The 26,219-nt window shown below is 64.6% G+C and carries 22 protein-coding genes; 8 read left to right on the plus strand and 14 right to left on the minus strand.

What is annotated here, in order from left to right:
* The first annotated feature begins 6 nt into the window (after positions 1-6).
* On the plus strand, positions 7-153 hold the full coding sequence (locus AC3A4Z_RS03615; RefSeq protein WP_493970785.1) for a hypothetical protein: 147 nt from the start codon (positions 7-9) through the stop codon (positions 151-153).
* Positions 154-166: 13 nt separating this feature from the next.
* Here the strand turns inward: AC3A4Z_RS03615 and AC3A4Z_RS03620 are convergent, their stop codons facing one another.
* The 6 genes from AC3A4Z_RS03620 to AC3A4Z_RS03645 form a co-directional block, all read right to left on the minus strand.
* Positions 167-1,381: a glycosyl hydrolase gene (locus tag AC3A4Z_RS03620; RefSeq protein WP_498710159.1), complete on the minus strand. Its 1,215-nt coding sequence runs from the start codon at positions 1,379-1,381 to the stop codon at positions 167-169.
* Between the two features lie 187 nt (positions 1,382-1,568).
* Positions 1,569-2,390: an alpha/beta fold hydrolase gene (locus tag AC3A4Z_RS03625; protein WP_498710161.1), complete on the minus strand. Its 822-nt coding sequence runs from the start codon at positions 2,388-2,390 to the stop codon at positions 1,569-1,571.
* 36 nt (positions 2,391-2,426) lie between these two features.
* Complete coding sequence (locus AC3A4Z_RS03630; protein ID WP_498710163.1) at positions 2,427-3,326, minus strand: diacylglycerol/lipid kinase family protein; 900 nt, start codon at positions 3,324-3,326, stop codon at positions 2,427-2,429.
* Between the two features lie 15 nt (positions 3,327-3,341).
* On the minus strand, positions 3,342-3,494 hold the full coding sequence (locus AC3A4Z_RS03635) for a hypothetical protein (RefSeq protein ID WP_493970781.1): 153 nt from the start codon (positions 3,492-3,494) through the stop codon (positions 3,342-3,344).
* A 281-nt stretch (positions 3,495-3,775) separates the two neighbouring features.
* Positions 3,776-4,027, minus strand: coding sequence for a hypothetical protein (locus AC3A4Z_RS03640; protein WP_493970780.1), 252 nt, complete (start codon positions 4,025-4,027; stop codon positions 3,776-3,778).
* A 217-nt stretch (positions 4,028-4,244) separates the two neighbouring features.
* A complete protein-coding gene (locus AC3A4Z_RS03645) occupies positions 4,245-4,520 on the minus strand; it encodes a hypothetical protein (RefSeq protein WP_498710164.1) in 276 nt (91 codons plus the stop codon).
* Positions 4,521-4,746: 226 nt separating this feature from the next.
* On the opposite strand from AC3A4Z_RS03645, the gene AC3A4Z_RS03650 reads away from it, so the two are divergent.
* Positions 4,747-5,409, plus strand: a complete 663-nt coding sequence (locus AC3A4Z_RS03650; protein WP_493970778.1) for a TetR/AcrR family transcriptional regulator C-terminal domain-containing protein — start codon at positions 4,747-4,749, stop codon at positions 5,407-5,409.
* On the opposite strand, the gene AC3A4Z_RS03655 is transcribed toward AC3A4Z_RS03650, so the two are convergent.
* Entirely contained in the window at positions 5,406-5,804 is a 399-nt protein-coding gene (locus AC3A4Z_RS03655) for an Hpt domain-containing protein (RefSeq protein ID WP_493970777.1), read from the minus strand. The genes AC3A4Z_RS03650 and AC3A4Z_RS03655 overlap by 4 nt on opposite strands.
* A 512-nt stretch (positions 5,805-6,316) precedes the next feature.
* On the opposite strand from AC3A4Z_RS03655, the gene lepB reads away from it, so the two are divergent.
* On the plus strand, positions 6,317-6,919 hold the full coding sequence (gene lepB, locus AC3A4Z_RS03660; protein WP_498710165.1) for a signal peptidase I: 603 nt from the start codon (positions 6,317-6,319) through the stop codon (positions 6,917-6,919).
* Positions 6,920-6,955: 36 nt separating this feature from the next.
* Here the strand turns inward: lepB and AC3A4Z_RS03665 are convergent, their stop codons facing one another.
* A complete protein-coding gene (locus AC3A4Z_RS03665) occupies positions 6,956-7,984 on the minus strand; it encodes a LacI family DNA-binding transcriptional regulator (protein ID WP_498710166.1) in 1,029 nt (342 codons plus the stop codon).
* A 166-nt stretch (positions 7,985-8,150) separates the two neighbouring features.
* Between AC3A4Z_RS03665 and AC3A4Z_RS03670 the strand changes: the two genes are divergently transcribed.
* Together AC3A4Z_RS03670 and AC3A4Z_RS03675 are read left to right on the plus strand one after the other, a co-directional pair.
* The gene (locus AC3A4Z_RS03670) at positions 8,151-9,086 is read left to right on the plus strand and encodes a dihydrodipicolinate synthase family protein (RefSeq protein ID WP_498710167.1); all 936 of its coding nucleotides are present in this window, start codon (positions 8,151-8,153) and stop codon (positions 9,084-9,086) included.
* 122 nt (positions 9,087-9,208) lie between these two features.
* Positions 9,209-10,507 (plus strand): Nramp family divalent metal transporter, encoded by a 1,299-nt coding sequence (locus AC3A4Z_RS03675; RefSeq protein WP_498710169.1) that lies wholly within the window; start codon positions 9,209-9,211, stop codon positions 10,505-10,507.
* A gap of 238 nt (positions 10,508-10,745) precedes the next feature.
* Here the strand turns inward: AC3A4Z_RS03675 and AC3A4Z_RS03680 are convergent, their stop codons facing one another.
* From AC3A4Z_RS03680 to AC3A4Z_RS03690, 3 genes are all read right to left on the minus strand, one after another.
* Positions 10,746-11,063, minus strand: a complete 318-nt coding sequence (locus AC3A4Z_RS03680) for a hypothetical protein (protein WP_493970772.1) — start codon at positions 11,061-11,063, stop codon at positions 10,746-10,748.
* A 154-nt stretch (positions 11,064-11,217) separates the two neighbouring features.
* A complete protein-coding gene (locus tag AC3A4Z_RS03685) occupies positions 11,218-16,365 on the minus strand; it encodes a peroxidase family protein (RefSeq protein WP_498710171.1) in 5,148 nt (1,715 codons plus the stop codon).
* A gap of 105 nt (positions 16,366-16,470) precedes the next feature.
* The gene (locus AC3A4Z_RS03690; protein WP_498710173.1) at positions 16,471-16,836 is read right to left on the minus strand and encodes a hypothetical protein; all 366 of its coding nucleotides are present in this window, start codon (positions 16,834-16,836) and stop codon (positions 16,471-16,473) included.
* Between the two features lie 363 nt (positions 16,837-17,199).
* Between AC3A4Z_RS03690 and AC3A4Z_RS03695 the strand changes: the two genes are divergently transcribed.
* Together AC3A4Z_RS03695 and AC3A4Z_RS03700 are read left to right on the plus strand one after the other, a co-directional pair.
* Positions 17,200-18,543 (plus strand): BTAD domain-containing putative transcriptional regulator, encoded by a 1,344-nt coding sequence (locus AC3A4Z_RS03695; protein ID WP_498710174.1) that lies wholly within the window; start codon positions 17,200-17,202, stop codon positions 18,541-18,543.
* 16 nt (positions 18,544-18,559) lie between these two features.
* A complete protein-coding gene (locus AC3A4Z_RS03700) occupies positions 18,560-19,993 on the plus strand; it encodes a sensor histidine kinase (protein WP_498710175.1) in 1,434 nt (477 codons plus the stop codon).
* Positions 19,994-20,371: 378 nt separating this feature from the next.
* On the opposite strand, the gene AC3A4Z_RS03705 is transcribed toward AC3A4Z_RS03700, so the two are convergent.
* Positions 20,372-22,669 carry a chitobiase/beta-hexosaminidase C-terminal domain-containing protein gene (locus AC3A4Z_RS03705; protein ID WP_498710177.1) on the minus strand — a complete coding sequence of 766 codons (2,298 nt, stop codon included), beginning with the start codon at positions 22,667-22,669 and terminating at the stop codon, positions 20,372-20,374.
* A gap of 301 nt (positions 22,670-22,970) precedes the next feature.
* Complete coding sequence (locus AC3A4Z_RS03710) at positions 22,971-23,720, minus strand: ANTAR domain-containing protein (protein WP_498710178.1); 750 nt, start codon at positions 23,718-23,720, stop codon at positions 22,971-22,973.
* 226 nt (positions 23,721-23,946) lie between these two features.
* Between AC3A4Z_RS03710 and AC3A4Z_RS03715 the strand changes: the two genes are divergently transcribed.
* Positions 23,947-25,221 carry a glycoside hydrolase family 26 protein gene (locus AC3A4Z_RS03715; RefSeq protein WP_498710179.1) on the plus strand — a complete coding sequence of 425 codons (1,275 nt, stop codon included), beginning with the start codon at positions 23,947-23,949 and terminating at the stop codon, positions 25,219-25,221.
* Positions 25,222-25,238: 17 nt separating this feature from the next.
* On the opposite strand, the gene AC3A4Z_RS03720 is transcribed toward AC3A4Z_RS03715, so the two are convergent.
* Positions 25,239-26,036, minus strand: a complete 798-nt coding sequence (locus AC3A4Z_RS03720; protein ID WP_498710181.1) for an ANTAR domain-containing protein — start codon at positions 26,034-26,036, stop codon at positions 25,239-25,241.
* Positions 26,037-26,219 lie beyond the last annotated feature (183 nt).

The following is a 26,219-nucleotide window of genomic DNA, read 5'->3' on the forward strand; positions in this document are numbered from 1 at the left end:
TACGGAATGAACGCCTCCATCCCCGCTTCCGGCGCCGCGTTGGCCTACACCGGACTCAACGTTGGAGCCGGCATACTCACCGCATTGGGCATCTTGCTGATTGGGGTGGCACTGATCGCCCTGGTACGCCGCAGCCCCGCAACCCGGCCCTAACCCGCCCCGAGCGCTATGACGCCCGGCGCGCCGCCAAAGCAGATTTGAAGGCGGCCGCCGAGGCGTCGCTGCTGTTAATGCGCCAGTCGGCTTCTTTTTGGATATGGAACCAGACAAAACCCATCACATCCGGCTGGGCCGCCAGGTAGGACACCAGCTCGGTGTTCCATGCAGCCTTTGACCCGCCGGCCTCACTCGAAGCCGTTTCAGCGATAAGAATCGGCAGCCCCGGGGCAAGGGCCCGCAACTCGGCGATGCCGGGAGCAAAAAGATCCTGCGGTGAGATCCACCCGCTCCAGGAAGCGGACGTGCCCCAGTTGTATCCGTCCAGCGCCACCACGTCCACATAGTCAGCACCGGGGAACAATCCGGCCAAGTCCGTGGAACCCCAGTACGGAACGTTGGGGCTCCAGACCCATGAGACGTTGGATGCACCCGTGGCAGCAACAACGTCATGCACGTGGCGCCAGGCCTGGACATAGTCGCCGGCTTCGTTGCCGTTGACGCCTTCCGCCCAGGGATACCAGTTCCCGTTCATCTCGTGGGCGAACCTCAGCTGCACCGGGTAACCCCACGCGGCCAGAGCCTGGCCCCACTGGATAATCCGGGCATCGAAATCACCCGCAGCGATCCGGTCCAGGGAATAGGAGGGCTGTTCCAGTCCGCCTCCCCAGGCCCACGGCTCCCACGTCACCAACGGCACTGCCCCGCGGGCCCGCGCGGCGTTCATTTCGCTGAGAGGCGGTGCCTGGAGGAAGTCCTTGTAGAAGAGGACGCTGGACGGGCTTTCCCCTGCCAGCTGCGCCACCTCATCCAGCTCAGTGTTTGCCAGCGGCCCACTGGCGGTTGCCACGCCGAAGCGCAGGCGGGCCGTGCTCACCGGCGGGGGCGTCTGCGCCGGCTGGGCCACCGTGAACACGGAAGACGCCTGGATGGAGGAGGTCTTTGCCGTAATGGTCAGTTTGCCCGTTGCCGCCGCCGGGATGGTGATCGCTGTGCTGAACGCCCCGGTGGATGCCGTCCGGAAGGCAAACGTGGTGGAGCCGGCGATGACAGTGCCGGAAGTGGAGACCTTGAACCCGGTCCCGCTGACCGTGACGGCAGATCCGGCCGGGCCGGTGGCCGGGCTGAGCGTGATCTGGGCCGCGGCCGGTGCCGCCTGGACGGGTTGTACCCCTGCCAGGGTTACACCGGCGCTGACGGCAAGGGCAGCAGTAAGTACTTTCACAAACTTGAACACAGCGATCGGTCCCCGCAATCGTCGGGGCTGCGCTTCCGGCAGCCACAGTCTGGTGCCACCAGGCACTGCCCTGATCCTAAAGTCCCGGTGGCCCGAATGCCTCAAGATCTGCTCAAGTTTCTTGATCGTGTTTTGTTCCAGAAGTCAGCATACGATTCCCAGTGGTGTTACCGGGCTAAGGGTTGGTGAACCCGAGGATTGCGTTTGCGGTACCGGCAGCACCGCCGTGCTGCACGATGTGGGGTTTACCCGGGATTTCCAGGAAACTACCGAGCGGTGCGGTGACGGCAAGCTTTTCACACCAGTGCCTGGGAGCCACCGGATCCCGTGAGCCGCGGATGACCAGGACCGGTTGGCTCACCAGAGCGATGCTGGCGTCCAGGTCGTAGGCCATCATGACCGGGAGTTCGGTGAGGTACCAGCGCAGCCCCGAGCGGACGTAGTCGGTAAGGACGATGGCATTCCCCAACGGGCCCTCCCTCATCCCGTCAAGACCCAGGGCCAGGGACTGCTGGAGGACGGTTCGCCGGGCCGGGTCCACTACCGGGCCCAGGAGCACAACGTGGGAGACCAGGTCCGGGTGCTGGACCGCGAGTTCGGTGGCGAATTGAGCTCCCATTGAGTGCCCGATCAGCACGACGCGGGAAGCTCCCATTTTTTCAAGTGTCACGGCGACGTGGCCGGCGTAGTCGGCAACGGAAAGCTGCCCGTCCGGATGGGGCGTACTGCCAAAACCCGGCAAATCGATGGCGTGGGTGTCCCCGTGCCGGGCAAGGAGCAGTTGGAGCCGCCGGTAGTAGCGATGGGACATGCCGATGCCGTGCAGCAGCACAAAGACCGGGCCGCCGGACTCTGGAGGACCGGAAAGGGTGTGCACATGGGAGGTCAGGGACTTGGTGGTGACAATCCTGGGCGTCAGCCGGGGTCCCCTTCGGGGCAGGAGTCCGCGGTGCGGTGTTGATTCAGTATCGGGCAGTGGGTCGGCTGAAGCGTGCACCGGTTTTTCCTTTTCCTGTGGGCTCTGCGCGGTCCATCACCCGAGGGTGGCGAGGGCGGCCGGCGCACATTTGACCTTGACGAGTGTGTTCGCCTCAACGGACTTTACTTCTCCGTCGATCTGGTACGGGATGGGTTTGAGAGTGGTGAAGCTGTAGTGGCTGACGCTGGGTTGGTCTCCCAGCCCCCGGGTGGCCGCCCGCAAAGCCGTAAGCAGCACCCGCACCTTCGAGCGGTGGGGGAATATCACCACTTCGAACTTTCCGTCCGACAGCTTGTGGTCAGCTTCGCTGAGGGTTGCGTACTTTGCCATCTGGGCGATGTTGGCCAGGACCAGACTGTCGAACTTCCGGCGCCTGCCCTTGCTTGGGCGGATTTCGAACGGCTTGAATTTTGAGAACGTTCGCATCACGGAGAACATTTCCTTGATCGCCCCTTTGCTGCCCTTCTCCAAGTCGATGGCCATAACCGGCGTCAGGCCGAACCCGATGTAAGAGTGGGCGTACTCGCCAGGTGCTTCCGCTGGGGTGCCCTTGCTGATGTGGAGGAGGTCAATGTGCCGGACGACGCCGCCGGCGATAGCGTCCTCGAGCGGCTCCGTGCCGGTGCTGCGGCGGTGGTCATTGGCGTTCCCGGCGGCCATAACCGCGCACACTGCCTTCGGGTTCCTGGCCTGCATCACACCGTTGACCACTTCGTTGTAGCCCCCATCCCCGCTGACCGAGACAACCAGCACGTCCCCGCCGCGGCCGGCGGCCTCACGGGCCAGCTCTATGGCATGGCCGGCATGAGCTGTGGGCTGGAGCCTGATGTCCGCCGGGTAGGGGAGGACCGCTGTGAGCCGTGATCGAAGGTGTTCTGCGAGGGTGGGGGCGTCCCCGGTGCTGTTGGGGTTGAAGATGATGACGATTGCATCGAAAATTCGTGGGGTGCTCATTATCTTGCCCGGTTCCTAGCTGTTTCCGGTATGGACAAGGCTGTGGAGGTCCAGTTCGTGGGCCGGGGCGTCGGCGAGGCCGTCGGGGGTGAGGTCAAGCGCCTCGAGGGCGGCAGGGTTTTCCTGTCCGACGGCGGGAGCAGCAGTAATGAGCCTGGTGTTTGTCATGTTCGGGGTATTCCTTTGGTCTGGCCGGGTGCGCAGGGCGGGCGGAAGTTTGGATCGGAGGGCTGCCATGTGCTCTGCGGTAGTCTCCACCACCCGGGATTGGTGGCACTGTGAACAGCGGACGGCAACCGCCAAAGTTCCGGTGCAGCGGTCCAGGACGGCCGGCGAGTCGACCGTCATATGCAGGTCGGTGTCGCAGGCTGAGCACCAGGGGCGCTTGCCGCGTGGCTGGTAGGCGTGCCTTGGGACGTAGCTGTTCGAGGTTGCGGTGATGGTGTGGATCAAACCACGGCCGGGTAGCTGGAGAGAATGTAGTCTGCCGCGGCGGGGCCCTTCATACGGAGGCACTGGCCAGGTTGGACGCGTTGCTTCATCGCGGCCCAGAAAGTGGGTTCTGTCCGTATGGTGTTGTGGGAGACGTGGCACCAGCTGGTGTAGAGGCCGTAAAGGGAGTCTCCGTCAAGAGTCCCTTCGGCGTCCTGGTCGAGGTGGGTAGCTTCCTCGAGGAACTGGTCGAACTGTGAATTGGCCATCAGAGGGCTCTTTTCAACAAGGTGCAGTTGCCCGCCGTTCGGCTACAGCGGCCTCACTCAGTACTTTGCACACAGCAATGAGCGGATACTGCCGGGTTCCCTGGTGGTGGGCCGCGGCAGGCTGAACAAGGTGAAGCGGGGAAGACTCCGGCGCGGCACCATTGAGGTGCTGCGCCGGAACCAACCCTGTTCCGGCACTGGTGCCGGAAGATGCGTGTTAGGCGTGGTTGTTGCTGACGCGGTTGCCGGCCTTCGCCAGGCCGCGGGCTACCATCAGGCCCACCGTAAGGAAAGTGATGTACTGCATTGCGTCGTTGGCGTTGAACACGTCAACACCGTTTTCGCTGGCGTCGTCCCCGACGACTGCTGCGGTGATGATGGTGGCGAGGACTGCGGCAACATAGACCGCGAACTCAAGAGTCCGGGTGGAGATCTTGATGTCGTTCTCGTTGCGGACAGCGCCGGAGCGCTCATTCTGAGTGTGTGTAGTCATGGGGTTTCTCCTGGGATTTAGACGTGAGCAGCCGTGGCGGCCATGCAAACTCTGATCCCTTTACTGAAACCATGTCGACAACTTCTCTACGCTGTAGACTTTACGCGTAGACTGATTAATAAGCAAGCTTAGGTATCGTCCGAATGGGTGAACCTGGTTCCTCCCACTGGACGGATACGTCATCGCTTTACCTCAAGAACCCACCAGCCCGGCCGAGACACGGAAAATGCGCCTGAGCAGGGAACTCGTGCTTTCCACCGCGCTGGCACTGGTGGACGCCGAGGGGCTGGAGGCTCTGTCCATGCGCCGTTTAGGGCAGGAACTGCGCCGGGATCCCATGAGCCTTTACCGCTACGCGGCGAACCGGGCGGCCTTGCTGGACGGGGTCGCCGAGATGGTCTTCGACGAACTGGCCATCTTTCCGGACGACCCGGACTGGCAGGCGCAGCTGCGCAAGATCGCCCATGAACTCCGGCTCCTGGCCCTGCGGCACCCCAACGTGGTGCCGTTGCTTGTCACCAGGCCCCTCTCCACGCCCCTCGGGCTGAGGCCCTTGGGGACGCTCCGGCCACTGGAGCAGATCCTTGCGCTGCTGATAGAGGCCGGATTCACTCCCACCGATGCCCTGCACGTTTACCGCGCGTACTACGGGTTCCTCTACGGCCATATCCTGAACGAACTTCAGGAGTACATTGTGGATCCAGACGAAAACGAAGCCATCCTGCGGCTGGGCCTGCACCGCCTGCCGGTAAAGGACTTCCCGCACCTTCGGAAGCTGGGTCCGGTCCTGACGGAATACGACGGCGCCGCCGAACTGGACCAGGGGCTCAGCATCCTGCTCACCGGTCTCGCAGCCCAACTCCCTCCAGGCCACGGGCCAAGGGATTAGAGATGCTTCTCCAGGAAATACCGTGTCTGTTGAGCGCATTGCTTGATGGGCACCAGGCGGCCGGCGGCCAGCCGGGGGAGGGCAACAGCAGGATCGCGGTCCGAGCATTCCACGCGGAGCAGGTATTCCAGTTCAAGCATCAGGCCCGACAGTCGTTGGGCGCCCACCATCTGGCTCGAGGTCTTGAGGCTCAGTACTGCCACCATGGCCCCGGCGCTGTCCCCTGTGGTCAGTGCAAGGCGCAGCTTCTCCGTCCTGGAGGGCAGGTGGGCGACAAAGTTTTGGATGAACACCTTCCAGACGCCTTCGTCGCCGTCCAACTCCTCACGCAAGCGGAGCAGGACTGAACTGTCCAGCAACGGCGCGCGGTCGTCGTCGTACTCTGCGACGCTCATTGCGGGTCCCGCAGGGCAAAGCCAGCGGCGGCTGCCCGCACATCCACGCCAGGCCCGGACAGTGCAGGGACCGATGGCTTATTGCGGAACCATGCTGTTCCGCCGCCTCCGCCATCGGCCCCGGCCTGGAGGTGCGCTGCCTGCACCCGAAGATTCGTCCGCATAACCTGCCCCGCCTGACCATCCGAAACATGTACGAGTGACCACTGCGGCACTCTGTGCTGCACGTTACGGGGCGGGTATCCGGAGCACACGAGTAGTTGCTACTCAACTATTCAGCGACTGCCTACTGCGCTCGTTTTCGGTGCCGGCTTCATGACACCGCCAGCCTCCGCGACCCGGATTTTCCCTCCGGTTGTTCAGGCCTGGCACGCACTACTGTGCCCGTCCTCGCTCAAGGACCGCCGAGCAGCGGGTCAAGGATTGCGCAGGACTTGCTCAGGTTTTTGCCGGCTTTTGAGGACTTTCACGGCTCCAAGGCATTCCCTAGGAGTCCCGGGGAGACTGCCTGCATGGCTTCATCAGCATTGACCTCCCCGCGGACGCTGCCTGCCAGGCTCCGGGCCGGAGTTCTTCAGCTTTCCGGCAGGCGGCGTCCGCGCCACCGCCTGCCGCGGACAAAAGCCCATGTCCTGAGGGGACAGCGCTCCCGCCTCCTGGCGAGGGCGCTGATCCCTGCCCTGGCCATTGTGGCCTTGCGCCTCTGGTTCGTGGAGCCGTTCACCGTCTCCTCGGACAGCATGGAACCCACCATTCGTGAAGGCGCTGTGGTGCTCCTGTTCAAGCCGGGGGCCGGTGTTGGCTGGATCCAGAACGGCGTGGTGGTCGCATTTACCAGCCCCGTCGACGGCAATACAGCCATCAAGCGGGTCATCGCACGGGAGGGCCAGACCGTGGCCATCCGCGATTCGGAACTCTACGTCGATGACGTAGCGGTGCCAGAGCCGTTCATCGACCACAGCCGCATCGATGCCACCTACTTCGGCCCGGAGAAAGTTCCGGCCGGCAGTGTTTTTGTCCTGGGGGACAACCGCGGGGTGTCCATCGATTCCAGGGACTACGGTGCCGTGCCGATGACGGCGATCCAAGGCACCTTGCTGACGGGCCAGAAGTAGGTGCGCCTGTGCGATATGTTGGTGCCGCTCCAGCCCCTAGCGACTCTGCTGGGATCGGGGAATGCCGCTGGACTGGCGGGGGATAAGGGTGGGCATGGATGTGCGGATTTTTGGTTCCTTGCCGGGGTTGACGATGAGGTCGATGGCGTTGCCGGCAATCTGGTCCAAGGGCACCCGGACAGAACTGAGCGGGGTTGAAAGGCGGGACGAGAGGGGTATGTCGTTGTAGCCAACCAGTGCCAGGTCCTCTCCCACGGTGATACCGCGGCGGTGGGCGGCCGCGATGACCCCCATGGCCAGGTTGTCGTTGGCGGCGAACACGGCGCTGGGGCGTGGTCCGGAATTGCCGGCCAGGAGTTTCTCCGCGGCGGAGAACCCGCTTTCGATGCCATAGCCTTCAGCAATCAGCCAGTCTTCCCGGGCTTCGATGCCCGCTCCTTCCAAGGCTCTGCGGGCGCCGGCAAGGCGGCCCCGTCCTGTGGAGGTAAATGACGGGCCGGTCACTATCCCGATGTCACGGTGCCCGAGGTCGATCAGATGCCGGACCGCCAGGTACCCGCCTACCTCGTCGTCGCCAAGAGCCGACGGGCTGACCCCGTCGGTACGCAGCACCAGCGCGTGCGCCACGCCCCGTTCCCGCAGGTGCTTGGGCAGTTCGTCGTCGATCCGGGCAGTGGCGAGGATCAGGCCGTCCACGTTCCGGTCAAGGAGCGTTTCGGCTGCCCGGCGTTCATCCTCCGGATCATCGCCGCTGGTGGCGACCATGGCAAAGTATCCGCGGTCCGACGCCGCCCGCTCCAGTTCCTCAAACATCAAAGCCATGACGGTGTCGCTGAGCCGGGGCACCAGCACTCCGAGCGTCCGTGTCTCACCCCTTCGGAGGTTGGAGGCGAACGAGTTGCGGCGGTAGCCCAGTTCCTCGGCAATTTTCCTGACCCGGGCGGCAGAAGCGGAGCGGGACGTCGTGCGTTCATCCAGGGCCCGACTGGCCGTGGAGATGCTGACGCCACTGGCCGCGGCGACGTCCTTGAGGGTGACGATCGTTCCGGGGGCGGCCGGTTCCATGGCGGTTCTCCTCTTCAGAAGGGGCGTAAGAGACACTCTATTCCACCTTTTTGCAAACGTTCTCTTGACAGTGAGCTGGGACACGTGCAAACTTGAAAACGTTCCCGCAAACGTTCTCACCATCGCGGGACTGCCGACCATCAAAGAAGACAAGAAGGTAGCTGTAATGACACTCGATCTCCGCGGACTCAGCCCCGCACCTGTCACCCCGTTCACCGAAGATGGCGCTGTCGACTTCGCTGCGATCCAGCGTCTGGGTTCGTGGCTCGGATCGATTGAGGGCGTGAAGAGCGTCGTCGTTTTGGGGCACGCAGGAGAAGGCACGTTCCTTACCGAAGAGGAGCAGCTGGACGTTATCCGGGCGTTCGTGGCATCGACCGACGGCCGTGTACCGGTGGTGGCGGGCATTACGAAGGAGGGCAACAAGACCGCGGCCCTGGAGGCCAAGAAGGCCGTAGAGGCCGGTGCGTCAGCCGGTCTGGTCTACCCCTCGCACGGGTGGCTGCGTTTTGGATACCAGAAGGGCGCCCCGCAGACGCGCTACCAGGAGATCTATGACGAGTCCGGCCTGCCGCTGATCCTCTTCCAGTACCCAGACAACACCAAGGCAACCTACGACCTCGACACCCAGCTCGAGATCGCCGGCCAGGAAGGCGTCTTTGCCACGAAGAACGGTGTCCGGAACATGCGCCGGTGGTACACCGAGATCCCCGCGCTGCGCGCCGCGTACCCCGAACTGCAGGTGCTGTCCTGCCATGACGAATACCTGCTGCCGACAATGTTCGATGTGGACGGTCTGCTCGTCGGCTACGGCAACATCGCCCCCGAACTGCTCGTCGAACTGATCGAGGCCGGCAAGGCGCAGGATTACAAGCGTGCCCACGCAATTCATGAGCGGCTGCTGCCGGTGACCAAGAACGTTTACCACCGCGGGTCCCACATGGAGGGCACCGTCGCCTTGAAGTGGGGGCTCGTGAACCGCGGCATTCTGGACCACGCCACAGTGCGCACCCCGCTCCTGCCCCTGCCGGAAGGCGCCGAAACCGAGATTGCGGAAGCCTTCGCCGCCGCAAACATCGGCAAGGTCACCGCCACCGTCTAACCCCTGCCCTGGTCCTCACGGGTGGCGGGCTCCCCGGCCCGCCGCCCGTACCCCAGCTTTTTACTCTCCACCCCGGGCCAACGATGCCCCCAGCAATGTCGCTGCATAAGGAGGACTCGCCCATGCGCGAGCAGAATAAGACCATCATCCATCCCGGAACCACGGAAGAACAGATGGCCACCCAGCAAGGAAAACCGGCCCAAGGCACCACCAAGAAGCACCGTACCTTCCTTGGCTACCTTGCCCTCATGGGCCCGGCCTTCGTGGTCGGAGCCTGGCAGTTCGGTCCAGGCAACCTGACCACCGCCGTCCAGGCCGGCAGCCGCTTCGACTACAGCCTCGTCTGGGTCATCGCCGTCTCCACGGTCCTGATGATCTTCTTCACCGACATGAGCGTCCGGCTCGGCATCGCGACACCCACCTCCCTGATCACGTCCATCAAGGAACACCTCGGCAAACCGATCGGCATCCTCGCCGGCTTCGGCGTCTTTGGCATCACCCTGATGTTCTCCGTCGGCAACGCAGTCGGATCAGGACTCGGCCTGTCCCTGATCTTCGGCGGCTCCCCGGTCCTATGGACCGTGGTCTGCACCATCGCCGTCGGTATCGTCCTGGCCTTCAAAAACGTCTACGGCATCGTCGAAAAAGCCCTGCTGGTCATCGTCGTCCTCATGGGCATCGCCTTCATCGCCAGCACAGTCGTGGCCCAGCCCGACTGGTACCGGTCCATGGAAGGCATGGTCCCGCAACTGCCCGCCGGAAGCGAGATCCTGATCGTCGCGCTCGTGGGCACCAACTTCTCCATCAACGCCGCCTTCTACACCTCATACGGCATCAAGGAAAACCGCCGGACCCGCGACGACTACCGCGACATCACCCTGGTGGACACTATCCCCGGGATCGTGGCCCCCGGCATCATGACTGCCCTCGTCATCATGGTCGCAGCCGCCGTGCTCGGCAAAACCGGGGCCGAGGCCGCAACCATCAACGCCCTGGCGTCCGTTTTCACGCCCCTGGCCGGCCCGGTCGGAGCGATGCTGTTCGCCCTCGGACTCTCCGGTGCCGCCTTCTCATCCATGATCGCCAACGCCACAGCCGGCGGCACCATGCTCTCAGACGCCCTCGGACGCGGCGCCCAGGCCGGGTCACCCATGGCCCGCATCGTCACCGGCATGATCCTGGCCTTTGGCCTGATCATCACGCTGTCCTTCCAATCCTCACCGGTGGGACTGATCGTCATCGCCCAATCCCTCACGGTGCTCATCGCACCCCTGCTCGGCGTCCTGATCGTCATCATGGCCAACAAAACCACCGTCATGGGAGACCTCCGCAACAAGTGGTGGCACAACCTCTTCGCCGCCATCGGACTCATCGCCATCATCGCCTCCTCCATCAGGCTCATCACCACCCTGCTCGGCTAGCAGCCAAGCCCTTCACCCCTGCCGGCACACAGTTGAGGGTCCTGACCGCCAAGCGGGCAGGACCCTCAACTATTGACGTGGTGCGGCCGGCGGGAAGCGGTGCTTCCGCTCACCTTGGGTAAAGCTTGAAGTACCGTGTAGGCGCAGGGTGGACAGGACGACGCCGGCCCCTCAGCGAGGAGCCGGCGTTCCGTTGGTGGATGTCCGCCGCTGTACGGGGAGCCCAGGAGCTACGTCGTCACCCGGCGTCGCTATTTGCTGCGTCGATGAAACTTGAAAGGGTCATGGCCTCGGTGGGCATCAGGAAAACCTCTACTGGTTTTATCTGACCGGCGATTTCAAGGGTGAGGGTGAAACCCTCAGACCCCACACTGGGGCGTGCATGCCAGTTCTCGAGGATGGGTGCAAGGTCCTGGCCCATCAGGACTGTAGGTCCTTCCATGTCCCAGGGGGCGCCGGCGTCGATCACCGCCTTATGCTCCGCACAGACGTACGCCTCGCGATAACCCGCAACGAGGCTTTGGCTGCCTGCCGTGAAGGCAGAGCCGGGATTCATGCACCGAAGGACTGAGCAAGTGAACATGCTGCGAGAGTAATGACCGGACGCTGGGGGAACCCTGTGCGCCTACCTTGTTGTTTCCCTGTTTTCCAAGGTCCGCTGGTATCAGGCCGGGTGGGAGCCCGCCTGATACCAGCGGGCTCCCACCAGGTCAGGCTTTCGTGGGGCCTGACGGTTCCTTGGACGGCACCTTCCGGGCGTTAGCCCGGGAACGGTACAGCTTGAAGGCCAGCAAGGCGCAGGCAGCCAACAGGCCTCCCGTGGTGATGGCAAGCGCCGCCGTGCCGGGACTGGTGGACAGGTAGTGTGCCAGTGCCGCCAGCGTGACCACCGGTGCGGTTCCGAAGGCGCCGCCGAGAGGTGCAGCTGCCGGTGCCAGTGGCTGATCCGTCCCTGCTTCTGCCAGTTTTGCTCCCTGCTTGAAGGCGCGGCGCCCGCCCTCGTTGGCGCCGGGGACAACCGGTTCGCTGAGGTCAGAAAATACCGGGCCGTTGGCGCTCGGGGGTGCAACCTGGAACCTGTACGCGGCCCCGTTCTCCAGGCCGCGAACCACCATCCTCGTGGCACCCGGTTCAGCCGTCAGGATTTCTCCCACCTGGGCTCCGGTGGAATCCACTGTGCGGACGGAGAAGCCTCCGGTCACGGGTACCACTGGTGCCGGGTCAGCCGGAGCCGGTTCAACGGGGGCCTGATCGGCCGGTGCAGGGTTCACCGGTGCAGGGCCTGCCGGGGCTTGGTCAACTGGTGCCGGATCCAGGGGTGCGGGGCCCGGAACGGGCTGCGTGTCCGGCGTCGGCGTGACGATCACAACCACCTCGCCGTCGCCGGGAATGACCTCGTCGACGCCGTCATCGGCGCCGTCCTCGGCTTCCCCTTCGTCCACCTCGTCTTCGCCCTCGTCCACCTCGTCTTCGCCCTCGTCCACTCCGTCCTCACCTTCGTCGACGTCGTCCTCCACCTCGCCGACGTCGTCACCGGGCCCGTCGGTTCCGTCGCCAAAGACGAGCAGTTCGATGTTGCGGAGGGTGTCGGTGCCGTCCTCGCCGCTGTTGTGCCGGACGGTGGTGATGGAGCCGGGGGATCCCAGGGTGCCGTCGCCGCCGGTGGTGGTGATGGTGTAGTTGGACTCAAAGTCCGAGAAGACCGCGCTGTCGGTTCCTCCGGTGGAGGTGAGGATTTCGCGGACAACGATGATGTTGGCGGGGTCCACCGTCCCGGCGAACACGGCCTGCTGGAGTGTGGGGCCGGTGAGCGCGCCGTCGGAAGTGCGCTGGTACTGGGCGTTCATTCCCGTGGCGCTGCCGATTTCAGTGGCCGCGTTGTTAGGATCCGTGCGGACGCTGAGCCGGACGCTGAGGTAACGGTCGCCGTCGATGATGTCGTCTCCGCCGCGGCCTTCGATGAGGTCGCTGCCTGCGCCGCCCAGGAGAATGTTGCCTTCGCCCCAGACCGAGGGGCCGGTCAGTACGGGGCATTCCTTGGAAGCGGAGGCGTTGACGACGTCAGCAAGGGGAGTAGGCAGGGAGGGGATCAGTTCGCTGAGTCCCTTGATGCGGTCCACACCGGCCTGGTCCAGTACGTCGCAGCCGATGAAGCCGCCCCCGCCCCGAGTCTTCGGGATGATGCTGTCGCCCCGGAGCTTGTCGTCGAAAGGACCGCCGGAGAGCGCTTCCACCTCGTTGTACCTGTCGCGGACACCCACCTGGAGGATGTCCAGCGGCGCGATCGGGAGGCCAAGGTCGGCGTCCTGCGGCAGGGGATCGTATTCGCCGGTCTCCCAGTCGTAGCCGGACGCGCCGGCCACCTTTTCGACGCCGGGGCCGGCGAGGCCGATGTCGTCCCCGCCTTCCATGTCGTAGTCGTCGTCGCCGCCCTGGCCCACCAGGACGTCGCTGCCGGGCTTCTGGGAATCGTCCTGGAAGAAGAGGTTGCTGGAGTCGCCGATCAGCAGGTCGGGGCCGTCGCCGCCTTCCGCCCAGTCGTTTCCGCCGCCGCCGAACACGGCGTCCAGGCCTTCACCGGCGATCACGAAGTCGTCGTCTTCACCGGCAAAGGTCTCGTTGGAGTTCGCGCCGCCGTTGATGAAGTCCCGTCCGTCCCCGCCGAGGAGGAGGTCCAGGCCCGGGCCGCCGTCGATCGCGTCGTTATCCGGACCGCCCTTCAGGATGTCGTCCCCGGCCGAGTCGGTGATGATGTCGTTGCCGTCGCCGCCCAGGACGGTGTCGGCGCCGTCATTGCCTTCGATGACGTCGTTGCCCGGGCCGCCCCACATGGTGTCGTTGTCCACGCCGCCATGGATGCGGTCTGCATTGACGGATCCGTTATACACGGCCTGGCCGTTGATGCCGGCCGGGTCCACTGAGTTCGAAGCCCGGTACTTGATGGTGCCGTCGGGCATCCGGATCAGCAGTGCAGACTCGTTGCATTCTGACGAGGGATCGTCCGCCACAGTGTTGCCGGCGGATGCGAAGCCCTGGGCCGTTCCGTTGAGGTTCTTCAGCTCGAACTTGCAGTCGGCAGTGGCGAACGCATCGGCCTTGAGCGCCTGGGCGTTGGTGTTGCGCATCATCATCTCCGCGAAGGAGTTCCCTTCGAGCTGCGCCATGAGGTTCATGCCGGGTGTGCGGGCCAGGTAGTACAGCCGGTCACCGTTCTGCAGGTCGGTCATCTGGCTCTCGAAAACGTAGTTGAAGGTGCTGCCCAGCAGTCCACCGAACAGGTTGGTCCGCTCGGCCAGGCCGCCGATCCACAGGTCCACATCGTCCAGTCCGGTGATTGAGGAGCTTCCGTTGTTGGCCCAGGCGTCCGTGCTGTTCATAAACGCCACGGCATCCTCCGGCGCAACCTCGCCGGCCAGGGCGTCCGGGCTGACGATCAGCCGGGCGGCCGTGCGTTTGGCCTCCAGCGTGGTGGCTGCCACGATCGACGGGTGTGTTCCGTACGCGGCCACGAAGTTGACCAGGGACTTGGGATGCTTGATGTTTTCGCCGAAGTCGATCCAGTTGGTGTACGGCTTGAGCTGGCCGTCATTGGTGGCGCCGTGGATTTCCCGGCGCAGGTTGTTCAGGGTGGGTAATCCCTCGGACCTTGCACGCGTGAGGTTGATCGCCGCGAGGTCCATCGGCAGTCCCAGCAGCTTGTTGCGGAGCGTATCGGTGACGAACTCGTCCAGCTCGCTGCCCACCTGGTCCGACATGCCCATGATGATGCTGCCTGCGGCTTCCTCGGAGGTGAGTGCGCCGGCCGGGCCGCCGTCGGTGTATTCGGGCGGATTCAGGAAGCCCTCGAGAAGGGAGATGTCATTCTGGGAGCCCCTGACGTCGTCGGGAGTCCCGAACACGTTGTCCGCGCCCGGGCTGTCCTCGTTGCGGCGGGAAATGGTTTCGGTGAGCATCGAGTGGCCGAAGCGGTAGACGGCGTGCGCGAATTCGGCGCTGACTGCCGGATTGATGTCCGTCTGGGCGAAGGCGAAGGGCTCAAAGATGTTAAGGGCAGGCTGGATTTTCCGGGCGAACTCCTCGAACACCAGGTGCTGGTACTCCATTTCCGTGACGAAGCGGGCGGCCTGGAAGAGCCGTTCGCCGTTCCATCCCGCGGCGCCTTCGGCCAGCTTCCACTCGGCCAGGGCGGCAACTCCCTTGGCCGAGGTGTCGTTGCTCAGGACCCGCTTGATGTCAGCGGCCACACGGTCGTGCTCCGAGTGGAACACCTGGTGGATCGCGGTGAGCCCGATGTTCTCGTTGACCCTTCCGTCGCCGGCGATGAAGTGGGCGTTCAACATCTCGTCGTCGTAGGTGCCCGGGGCCTGGCTCAGGAAGTCGGCGGAAGCGTTGGTGTCCGCGTCAGGTGCCGGGGCCGCCGGCGGGGTGGCGGGGTTGTGGTCCGTGTCCTGGGGTGACGGGTCCGCGTTGTGGGCAATGTCCGTCAGGAACGGCGTGTTGAAGTACAGCACGTCCTGCGGCACAAGGGTGCCGCGCCCGCCGTCGGCCGTCCGGTCTGCCTCCACCAGGCCGGACCTGGTCACGAACTGCGGGAGCCCGTTTTTCGGCCCGGGGATGAACTTTCCGTAGGGATCGGCGGCGAGCATGGGGACGTTGAGGGCGTCGTTGTCCAGCAGCTGGATGCCGAGCAGCTCCCGGGCCTGCTTTTTGGTGTCAGCCCAGGTGGCCATGCCGCCTTCAGCCGGAGTGCCGGCGGGGCCGCCCAGCATGTTCCCGGTTGCCACGGGCCGGCCCGACGGGTTGTTGACGTACTCGCGCAGGAAGACATGGTGCGAGGCATGCGACGAGTAGGTCTGGCTCTGGTCCACCCACGGCGAGTTGGTGTTCAGGGCATCCTGGACATCATCGGCGGTCCCGAGGATGCCGTCCTGGCCCGGCTGGTTCTGGCCCCGGGTCAGGACCATAAAGCGCATGTGCGGGTTGAGGTCATCGACGTTGCCGAACACATGGTCCGGGCCGGCGATCAGCGGGTCATCAGCCTTGAGCGGAACATAGACGGTGCCTCCGCCCTTGACCGTCTGGTCGATGCCGTGGTCGAAGAACTGCCCGAAGAGGGTGAACAGGGAGTTGTAGGGCGGTGAGAGTCCGACGTCGGTGGTCACGTTGGGAATGAACAGCGTGTTGTGTGAGGGGACGCAACCGTCAGGTGCAGCTGCGACCGGCGGAGTCGCCTCGGGATCGGGGTCCGTGGTGCAGGGCACCACGCCCTCGTTGCCCTGCGTCCTGGCCGGGAAGCCGGCCGCGGCGACAGCTGCCGGGTTGGTGGAGGTCTGGTCGGCGATGAGGTTGCTGATGGTGCGCGGCCGGGAATCGAAAACACTGCCGGATTTCTGTGCGTAGCTCGTTGCTTTGGGGGGTCCGCCGAAGGATCCGCTCTCTGCGGGACCGAAGGACTTGGACCCCAGCCGGGGGAACACCTGATCCGACGCGCCGAAGGTTTCCTGGCCGGGCTGGAGGTTGTTGCAGCTTCCGTCTACGGTGCGCAGGCCGTGGGACAGCAGCGGGCTGGCCAGCTGGTTGGGGCCCGTACCCACGAGGGCGCCGCACGGCCCGGTTTCGGACGTGGTGTTGGCCACGTGGGCCTCGGCGATCTTGATCTGCTTCAGGATGAAGGACAAATCGGCGGGCGTAAGTGTAAAGCCCGCGCCTACGGGGGCTTGTATGGCGTTGGCCGCTACCGGCGGCAGGCCCATGGAGGCGGCCAAAATCAGCGCTCCGGAGGCGGCCAGGAACCGCAGGCGCGAGCTTGCAGCTTTACGGTGTGGCGTGGACGGCGACGTGCGTGATAAAGCCTGCATCCTCAATCGGTTCCCCCCGTAGGGCCGGCTCCCCAGTAGAGCCGGCGAAACAAGGCCATGGTGTGATGGCCGCCTAGGGAAAACCTTGGATTGGGTGATCAGGTGCTAGCGGTCTCCGCCTTTATCGTCGTTGAGGTCGTGGGTGGGGCCGTCGTCGGAGACCCCGTCTTCGCGCAGGCCGCCCTTGTCGTCGAACTGGTCGTGGGTGAGGCTGTCGGTTGGCAGCGGTGGGTACATGTGGGTTTCAGGTGCCGAATGGTCAGGGATGGCGGTGATGCTGGCCGTAGGGGTTGGGGTGGGAAGCAGTGAGGCCGAGTCTGTCGGGTCGGCATCACGGCCGGACGTCACGTCTGCTGTAACCACAACGCCGGGAGAGTCCTCAGGGGGCGGGCCGGCGTTGGCCTGGCCCCAGACTGTCAGACTCGTTGCAGCTGCTACAGCTGGAATGGGGAGATACCAGAACCTCTTCATCTGCTCGCCTTTCCTGGTGGTTGCCGTGTCACAAACTGCTGCTGTGAGCCTCTTTCCGCAAAATTAGGGGGGTCCACTTGGGGAAAGCTTTGGCGCTGCCACTCACTGCCGCCACGGGCTACCTAGGCTTTTCCCAACGTTCCCCCATCAGTCCTCAAGTGGTTGGTTTAACCAGCGGAAACACTTCCGGGCAAGGTATTCGTCAGCCGGTTCCCAGCCGGTTTCCGCTGAGCACGCGCTGCGTAGGAACCACAACGCCTAGGTACCGGTGCCCTCAGTTTCTGAGTACCAAGCACTGTTGTTCGCATTTTTTCCCGCCATTTCAATGAGACTCACGCACTGAACTAAATGGGGGGAACCTTCGTGATTACTCTGGAACTGGCGAAGAAAACAGCCGATGCAGGTACCGTTCCTGGCGCGCCGCAGCCGCCGGCACTTCAGATTTCTGTTTTCGGCCCGCTGACCATTCGCCGCGGCGGCAAGGAACTGACTGCCAAAGACCTCGGCGGCCCCAAACCCCGCCAGGTGCTTGAGATTCTCCTGCTGAGCTTCGGCTCGGCAGTGTCCAAGACCCGCATCATGGATCTGCTGTGGGACGGCAGCCACCCGGCCGTTGCCCTGCCCACCCTTGAAAGCTACGTCAGCGTCCTTCGGCGCCATCTCCAGCCCGGCGCAGGCCGGACGGGCCCTCTCCGCACGGTTACGGGGGGCTATGCCATTGACCGGTCACTGGTGGAACTGGATCTGGACCGCTTCGGAACACTGACAAAAGCCGCAACCCAGGCCGAACCGCGCGAGGCGCTCGCCTTCTTCACGGAAGCTCTCGAACTGGCTTCGGCGCCGCTGCTCGGCGACGAGCTGCTGCCCGCCTGGGCCGAGGAAGAGCGGGCCCTGCATGCGGCGCAGGTCAACCTTGCCCGCGTACTGGCCGCGGAAACCGCGCTGACAGTCGGGGAACCCCGCAAGGCCATCGCCCTCGGCGGCGCGGCCGTGAAGGAGGATCCCCTCAACGAGCGGGGATGGGCGGCCCTGGTACTTGGGCTGGAGCGCAACGGGGAGAACACCGAGGCCCTCCGGGCCTTCGACCGCTGCCGCAGGGTCATGGACGAGGAACTGGGCTGCGCCCCCGGGCCGGTGCTGAAGGAGGCCCAGGCCAGGCTCCTGACCAGCACGGCGGCAGCATCCGGACCGGCGGAAATCCGTGGCCCCATCCAGGTGGTCAAGGAAAGCCGCCACTCGGCTACCGGAGCAGCCCGGCAGGAAACAGAACGGCTGCGGATCCTGATCGTTGATGACCACACCACCTTTTCCGACCTGCTCGCCGGAGCGCTGGACCGGGAACCCGACCTGAAAAGCGTGGGAGCGGCCCAATCAGTGGCATCCGCCGTAACGATGTTCCAGGACCTCCGGCCCGACGTCGTCATTATGGATCTCCACCTTTCTGACGGTTCCGGCCTGACAGCTTCAGAGCGCATTCTCGCGGAAGCCCCGGAAGCCCGGATCGTGATGCTGACCGGCAACCCGTCGCAGGAAGCGCTGCGTGCGGCCGCCGGCATGGGAGTGTGCGCCTTCCTGCCAAAGGACGGCGCCCTGGGAGTCATGCTGGACACCCTGAGGCACGCCCACCCCGGCAACTTGATTGTGCATCCGTCGCTGGTGGCCCGGTTGGGCAGCACCGCGGCGCTCGCACCGGGACTCTCGGCTTAGCCGCAGCAGGCTGGTCATGGAAGGACAACATCCCGGAGAGGCATCTCCGGCCACCGCCAGTGCGCGCGGCGTCGCCGAGCGGCGCGAGGTCAGGGCAGCTGTTGCACGTTTTCTTAGCGTGGGTTTCGCAGCCCTGGTCCTGGTGGCTACTCCGGTGGCCTTTTGGATCCGGGCCGCTGCCGAACAGCACGCCTTGGACAACGCCCGGGACATCACCCAGCGCCTGGCCGACAACGTAGTGGGGCCCCTGATCACCGACCAGCTCCTGGCCGGTGATCCTGCCGCCCTGGAACTGCTGGACCAACGGCTGGAGCCGTGGCTGGCGGAAAGCGGCGTGACGAGGATCAAAGTGTGGGATGAGCACGGCCGCGTGGTGTACTCGGACGTCGAATCCCTCATAGGGCTGGAGTTCGAACAGGAAGAATGGGCACGCGAGCTCCTCGCAGGCGCACCGGCGACGGCCACCCTGGAGCCGCAGGATGCCGAAGAGAACACTTACGAGGCAGGATCAGGCGAACTCGTGGAAGTTTACGCCCGCTCGTCTTCCCAAAGCGGTGCGCCGATGATCTTCGAAACGTACTCTCCGGGCGACGGGGTCCGCCGCGAGCAGGCCGCAGTCCTGATGGGGATGATCCCGCCGATGCTGCTGTCCTTGGCGGTCCTGCAGTTGGCGCAGTTGATTCCGGCCGTCCGGCTGGCCCGCAGGATCCAGGTTCACCAGGCCGCACGCAACGCCATGCTGCACCTGGCCATCGAAGCATCGGACCACGAGCGCCGGCAGATCGCCAGTGAACTCCATGACGAGGTGATCCAGGACCTGTCCGGGCTGGCCTATGCCCTGGAATCCGTGGAGCGCCGCGGCCCGGCTGAGCAGGGGCCGGTGTTTTGCAAGGCGCGGACCATGCTGCAGGACAACATCAGGACCCTCCGGGCCATGACCAGTGAGCTCTATCCTCCTGACCTCGATGAACTCGGGCTGAAGGCATCCCTTACCAGGCTGGAGGCACCCCTCGTGGAGCGCGGCATCCGGCTGACGGTGGAGATCCCGGACAAGCTGGAACTGGACCGCGACCGGGCGGTCCTCATCTACCGCGTGGTGCGCGAGGCACTGGTCAACGCCGCGAAACACGCAGCGGCTGCTGCGGTTATGGTCCGCATCCGGCAGGCCGGCGAGATCACCCACATCCTGGTGGCGGATGATGGCCTGGGCTTCGATCCGGCGCAGCGCTGCCCGGAAGGCCACTTCGGCCTTCGAATCCTCGGCGACACAGTCCGGCAGGCCGGGGGAGCGCTTGAAGTCCGCTCCACTCCCGGCGCAGGCACCACCGTCACCGCAACGTTCGGCGTGGCCGGGCCTTCCTTCCGCTTCGCCGGCCTGCGGCATCCTGGTGCCGCTTCCGGACAGGAATTAGCGGCGGTACCGGCGCTGCGGGGTACCAGTACTCTGTGACTGTTGCGATTTGACTCTTGCGATGGCCCGCAAGGCATTCCCTGCCTCGTGGGCCTTCTGCTGTGGGTCCAAAGACAGCAGTCAGTTGCCGCAAACCAGGAACCAGCAGCTAAGCAGCCCGGGCAGGGCGGGAGCAACCGGATGCCCATCCGGGATAGTCAGCCCCCACGACGGAGACGTCAGTGTGAACAGCTGCATATGGAGGGACCCGATGCTGAAGGGTTCTCTCCAAGGCTGGAGTTTTTGTCCAGATATGCGGACTCTACGCCTCGGAACCCTGCACATCTGGCCAAAAACTCTGCAGAGGACACACTGAGGCCCGGTGGCTTCCGGAACATCTCCGGAAGCCACCGGGCCTTTTTGTGCTGGATTTATCCTTTACTTGTTCGTCACAGCCACGGGGCCGGCAGTACCGCCCAGGGTGGATTCAATCCAGACTGTGCCGGGGTTGGTGGTGCCTGCTGCGGCGTTCCGCAGCCGCAGGGACCATTCGCCACCGGTTGCCGGAGCGGCTGCCGCTGTGATGTTGACCTGTCCCAGTACCCTGCCGGTAGGACCACCAACGTGGACGGTGATGATGCCGCCAACCGCGCTGCTGGTGCCGCCGATCCTCATATCGCCGCTCTTCCATTGGGCCTGGCTGATGGTGACCCGGTCCGGAACGGGGGTTACCTTGACCTCGTCCGTCCGCACTGTGGAGCCAACGGTGACTGTCAGCTTGAACGTCAGCGGATTGTTGGTCATCGGCGCCTTGTAAACCGGCAGGCTGAAGGTTGGCTTCAGTGGGTTGCTGGTGTTTGGCGTCAGAGTGACCTTGTCCGGATCGTCGGTTCCGGTCAGGATCTGCTCCCACTCGTAGGTTGCGCCGGCGGTGGTGGAACCCGTGCCGTCCAGGGTTACGGGAGTGGCCGTCGTACGCCGGGTGACGTTCTGGTCGGGGCCGGCCATTGCCACAACAGCGCCCTGTACGGTGACCGGTGCGCTCTTGGCCGATTCGGGTCCGTCGCCGTTGGTGTTTCCGGCCCGGACCGTGAACTGGTAGCTGGTGTCACCGTTCAGTCCGTCGTATACCAGCGTGGTGACATCCCCGGCCACCTTCTTGGGATCACCGAAGGGGGTGCCGTCGGTGGTGTAGGCCTGGACCGTGTAGCTGCTAATAGTCAGTCCTTCCGCCCCGGCATCCGGCGCTGTCCACGAGACTTCCGCCGTTCCCAGCCCTGCCGTGGGGGCGCCGGTGATGACCGGAGCGGCCGGTACAGGATCGTTGGTGATCTTGAACTCGATGGTGGCCTGATCGGACGCGTTGCCGGACGGATCAATGGCTGCGTAGGTGATCGTGGTGTTTTCGGTAACCTTGATGGGCTCCTTGTAAAGGGTTGCGCCCTGGACGCCAACGCCGCCGGAGACAGGGTCTGTTCCATCGAGGGTGTAGTAGATGTCGCTGCCCTGTTCGCTGGCTTCCAGCGTCAGTTCCTGGGCGGTGGAGAAGGTTCCGCCATTGGGCGAGGCCTTTACCGTGGGGGCGGTGGTATCCGTTTCCGGGATGGCATGCGTGGCCGGGAATGTCTCCCCGACGCTGCTCACGGACACCACGTAGACGTCATATTCCTCGTCTGATGACAGGCCCTTAAGAGTGGTGCTCGAGGCCTTCTGGTCGCTGATCCGCACGCCGGATTCCACCCGTTCGTTCCCGGTGGCAGTCTTGGCAACAGCGGTGACGCGGTAGCCGGTGATGGCCGGCGTTCCGGGGACTGCAACGGCAGGGGTCCAGTTGACCTTGATGTCGCCATTGGCTTTGGCCGCCGAAATCTTGGTGGGTCCGGCAGGGCCGGAGCCCAGAGGGCCATTCGGGCAACCGCCCATTCCGGGGCCGCCCAGCTCGCCGTACTCGGCGATTGTCAGGCCCTGGCGGTTGGCGTCCGCATCCTCTTCCTGCCACGCCATGGAGCGCGCGCCACCGGCGTTGGCTACAATCTCGGCGGCGGCTGGTTCATCGAAGATATACGTGGCGGTGAAGGTTTCCGGACCGTCGAGGCCAAATTCAAGGCTGGACCGATAGCCGTCGTCGGCTGTCAGCGGGCCGGCGACTGCACGGACGTCGCGCCGACCGACAGCCGTGTCCTTAAGCGCGGGGTCAATGATGCGCTGTTCCATCTGGTCTTTATTAACGCCTGCCGCGACGCGGCCCTTTACAGTCACGGTGGTGCCGTCCGTCAGGACGGAGCCCCCAGTGACATAGGTGTCCTGGACGGTGGTGGTGCCAGCTTCCTTGCCATCGAACTTGATGGTCACGGCGTCGCCGGGCCGGATGTCCGGGGTGACTTTCACGTCTGTACCCTCACCCCAGCAGACTCCGCCGGGATGGTTGATTTCAAAGGCGACGTCCCCCGCGGCCACGACGCTCTTCGCAGAACCGACTATTCCGACTCCCGGGCGGTGGACCTCCACCGTGGCGGTCTGGCCGATCTTGTCCTGGTAGCCCTCAATCGTGACGAAGTCGCGGTCGGGGAAGACCACCAGGTTGTCGGGGAACGCGGGGACGGCCGCGTTCGCCGTCGGGAGCGCCAGCAGGGACGTGGCGCAGAGTACCGCCGAGACAGAGCCAACAATGCCAGCCCGTCCATAGCTTTGGAGGCGGAACCTCGGCTCCCTTGGTTGGTTTGGTGCTGTTTTCATGACAACCTCACAGATCCTGGGTGCTTGCGTAAGGGCTTCACGCACGGTCACAACCTAGGAGCGCCACCTTGGGGAAATGCTGGCCGGTCTTGGACCGGCACCCCTTCAGGGAGTTTCCAAGCGTGCGAAACGCCATGGGGGAACAACCCGGTTTCAACGGCTCCTAGGGAATCCCAAGGATGGGCGCGCGGCCATCCCGGTCCCGGCGCGAGTGCGAAGTACCTCGACAGGAGGGAGACAGCCGGAAGTGGCGCAGTGCCGCCGTCGTCATTAGTGGCAGTCCCTTAGGACAGCGCCGGCTTCATTCCACAAAGTACGTGGAAGGGGCGCCGCCCGGAAGTTCCCGCAGCATGGTTTCCGCCACGACGCGGGCTTTGACGTTCCGGTGGCTGGAGGCCTGGGCGAGGATGTGGAAGGCGGCCTCGTAGGAGCACCGGTTTTGTCCCATGATCAATCCGCAGGCCACATCGATGGTGGTACGGCCCTGCAGCGCGGCCTGGAGGTGTTGCGCCGTGGCTTGCGCGGCGCGCAGGTCTGCTGCCGAAACATAACTGTTGGCCGCCAGTTTGCTGAAGGCGCTGGCAGCAACAACAACGCTGGGAGTGAAGGCGTCGTCCTGCCGGGCCACCAGCGTCAGTGCCGACGTGCTGCCCGCGTGAAGATGCAGGGGCACGGACAGAAGCGACCTGTAGCCGGCCCCGCTGAGTGCCTGCCAGCAGGAGGGCCACTGCGCCGCCGCGGAGTAGCTGTTGGGAAGATGCGCCAAGTGCCCGGCGAGTGCATGGGACACCGGACCGTCCCCGCTGTCCTGATCCCATTGGGCGACGGCGGTGGCGCCGCTGCTGGTACCTGCAGTCAGCGCCGCCCGGGGGCCGACAAGGGACACGGCGCAGTCCAGGGTGCATCCGGCCAGTTCGGAGAGGGCTGACGTGGCAGCCTGTGCGAGGAGTTGGAGGGAAGCTTCATCGCTGGACGCACGCAGGTCCAAAAGAACCCCGAAGGTGTGCAGGGCCGGGTAGGGCGCCCGCTCCAGGCGCAGCTCAATTCCCACAAACTGCTCCCGTCGCCAGCGGGCGTCCTCGCCGACACCTCCTCCTGAACGTTACGGGGCGGGGGAGCGGGAGTACCCGAGTAACCGGTACTCGACTTTCGTGCAGGGCATTACTGCGGTAGGCGACGGCCCCTTAGGGGCTGCAATATCAGTAGGCCCAGGCCTTCCCGCCTTCCGGCACCGGTCCTAGGATGGGTCCAACCGCAATTCAAGTGGGGGTATGCGCATGTCTGAACCGACGCCGAAAAAGAACGGCCGTTATGCCTCTTTTGGCTTTTCGGTGATGCGCCAGGTTTTGGGCATCCTGGCGGTCTTCGCTGTTGTGGCCGTCGTGATTGCCGGCGTTGACTACTTCGGCGGCGGAGGACGCCAGGGCCAGATTGTGGCCCAAAGCCCGGCAACCGAGTCCGCACCGGACGCCCCGGTCTGCCAAGTGACGGACAGGGCATCGCTGGCCCCGGCGTCGGGGGTTCTCTTCGGTGTGAACCTGGATTCGCGTGCCAGGTCGCTGGAGGGCTATGCATTCGACCTGGGGCGTAAGCCCGCGGTCAGCGTCTCATTCGCACCCTTCCCCTATGGCGAGGAGGACGAAAGGGATCTGGAGCGGGAGGTGATACAAATCCGCACCCACGGTCAGATGATGCTGCTGACACTGAATCCCGACGCCGGCCTCGCCGGAGTTACTCCTGAGGCCGCCAATGCTCTGGCGTTCGATCTTGCCAAATTCAATGACGACGGCGTACCCGTCATTGTCCGCTTTGCCCCGGACATGAACGGATCCTGGTATTCCTGGGGGCAGCAGCCCACGAGCTACATCGCCGCCTTCCGTACCATCGCCGCCGCCATTCGCGAGCATGCCCCCGGCTCTGCCATGATGTGGGCGCCCAGCTACGGCGGCGGATACCCGTACACCGGCGGAAATTTCGAGGCCAAGCCCGGGACGCCCGATTTCTCAGTGTTGGACACCAACGCCGATGGCGCGCTTACTGAGAACGATGACTCCTACGCTCCCTACTACCCGGGTGACGATGTAGTGGATTGGGTGGGATTGGCCATCTTCCACTGGGGCAACGCCATTCCGTGGGGTGAAAACGAGGTCCCGGAGGCAGGCAAGTTCGCAGCCCAGCTGACAGGTAACTACATCGGCATTAACGGTGATGACAGCCCGGTTCCGGACTTCTACCACGTCTACGGCGTGGCCCACGGCAAGCCGGTGGCGGTTCCGGAAACCGCGGCGATGTTCGCTCCCAACGCCGCTGGTGAAGGGGAGCTGGCGATCAAGCAGGCCTGGTGGAGCCAGGTATTCGACCCCGCCACGGCCGCACAGTTCCCGCAATTGAAGATGATCAACTGGTTCGAGTGGGACAGGGAAGAAACTGAAGTGGGCGCCAGGGTGGACTGGACCGTAAACAAGACCCCGGCCATCCGCGAGGCTTTCAAAGCCGCACTTCCCGACTGGCTGCGTTACGGCCCCGCCCAGTCCTGCAGCCCGCGCGGCTGAACGCAGGCTCCGGTCGGTTACCGGCCGAAGTGTGGGGCCGGGGCTCCGCCCGGCATTTGATTGAGGAGCCGGTCTGCCACCACCCGCGCCTGGACGTTCCTGTGGTTTGAAGCGTCCGCGAGGAGTTGAAGGGCCTCGTCGTAGGAACAACGGTTCCGCCCCATGATGACCCCGCACGCCACCTCGATGGAGGTGCGGTCCTGCATGGATGCTTGCAACTTGTTGACCGCCACCCCTGCCTCGCGGAACTGGGCCGCCATCGCGTAGCTGGTGGCTGCCACAGCGCTGAATGCCGTGAGCCTGGTGAGTACTGCGGGCGGGAAAGCCTGGTCCGTGTCCGCGAGGATGGTCAGTGCCGCAAAGCCGCCGGGTACCAGCCCAAGGGGCGCTGACAGCAGGGACCGGTAGCCAGGCCCGCCCTCGTGGCCCGAGGAGTCAGGCCACCGGAAATCTGTTGAGGAGCTGTTGACGACGCTCGAGCGCCGCCCTGCCAGGGCATGGGACACCGGCCCTCGGCCGTTTTCCTGATCTGCCCGGGCAATGTCCACGGCGTGGTCATGTGTTCCGGCCGTCAGGAACGATTTGCCGGGCCGGGGGAGGGACACCACGCAGTCCATGGAACAGCCAGGCTCAGGCAATTCCGATGCTGCTGCGAGGGCCAGCAGCCGCAGTGATTCCTGATCGCTGTTGGACCTCAAGTTCAGGAGCCTCCCCGGCGTTTTCGGGACCGGTGCCTGACCGTTGAACCCCGTCGTCCCGCTGCCTTCGTCGCCGGCTTCAGCCTGGTATCTCGTCTGCTGACGGTTCGTACCCATAACCTGTCCCCCTGACAGTAGAACCACTGGAGGCACCACGTGCCGCGCTCGTCAAGACCTTACGGGGGGTTATTGAGGCGTACACGAGTGGTGACTACTCGGTTTTAGGGCAAGCGGCTACTGGAACTACTCAGTCCGGGCGGGGAAATCTGTGTGGAAGATCCGCTTGGCGGTGCCGGCTTC

This window comes from Arthrobacter sp. Soil_C_49, assembly GCF_057656635.1.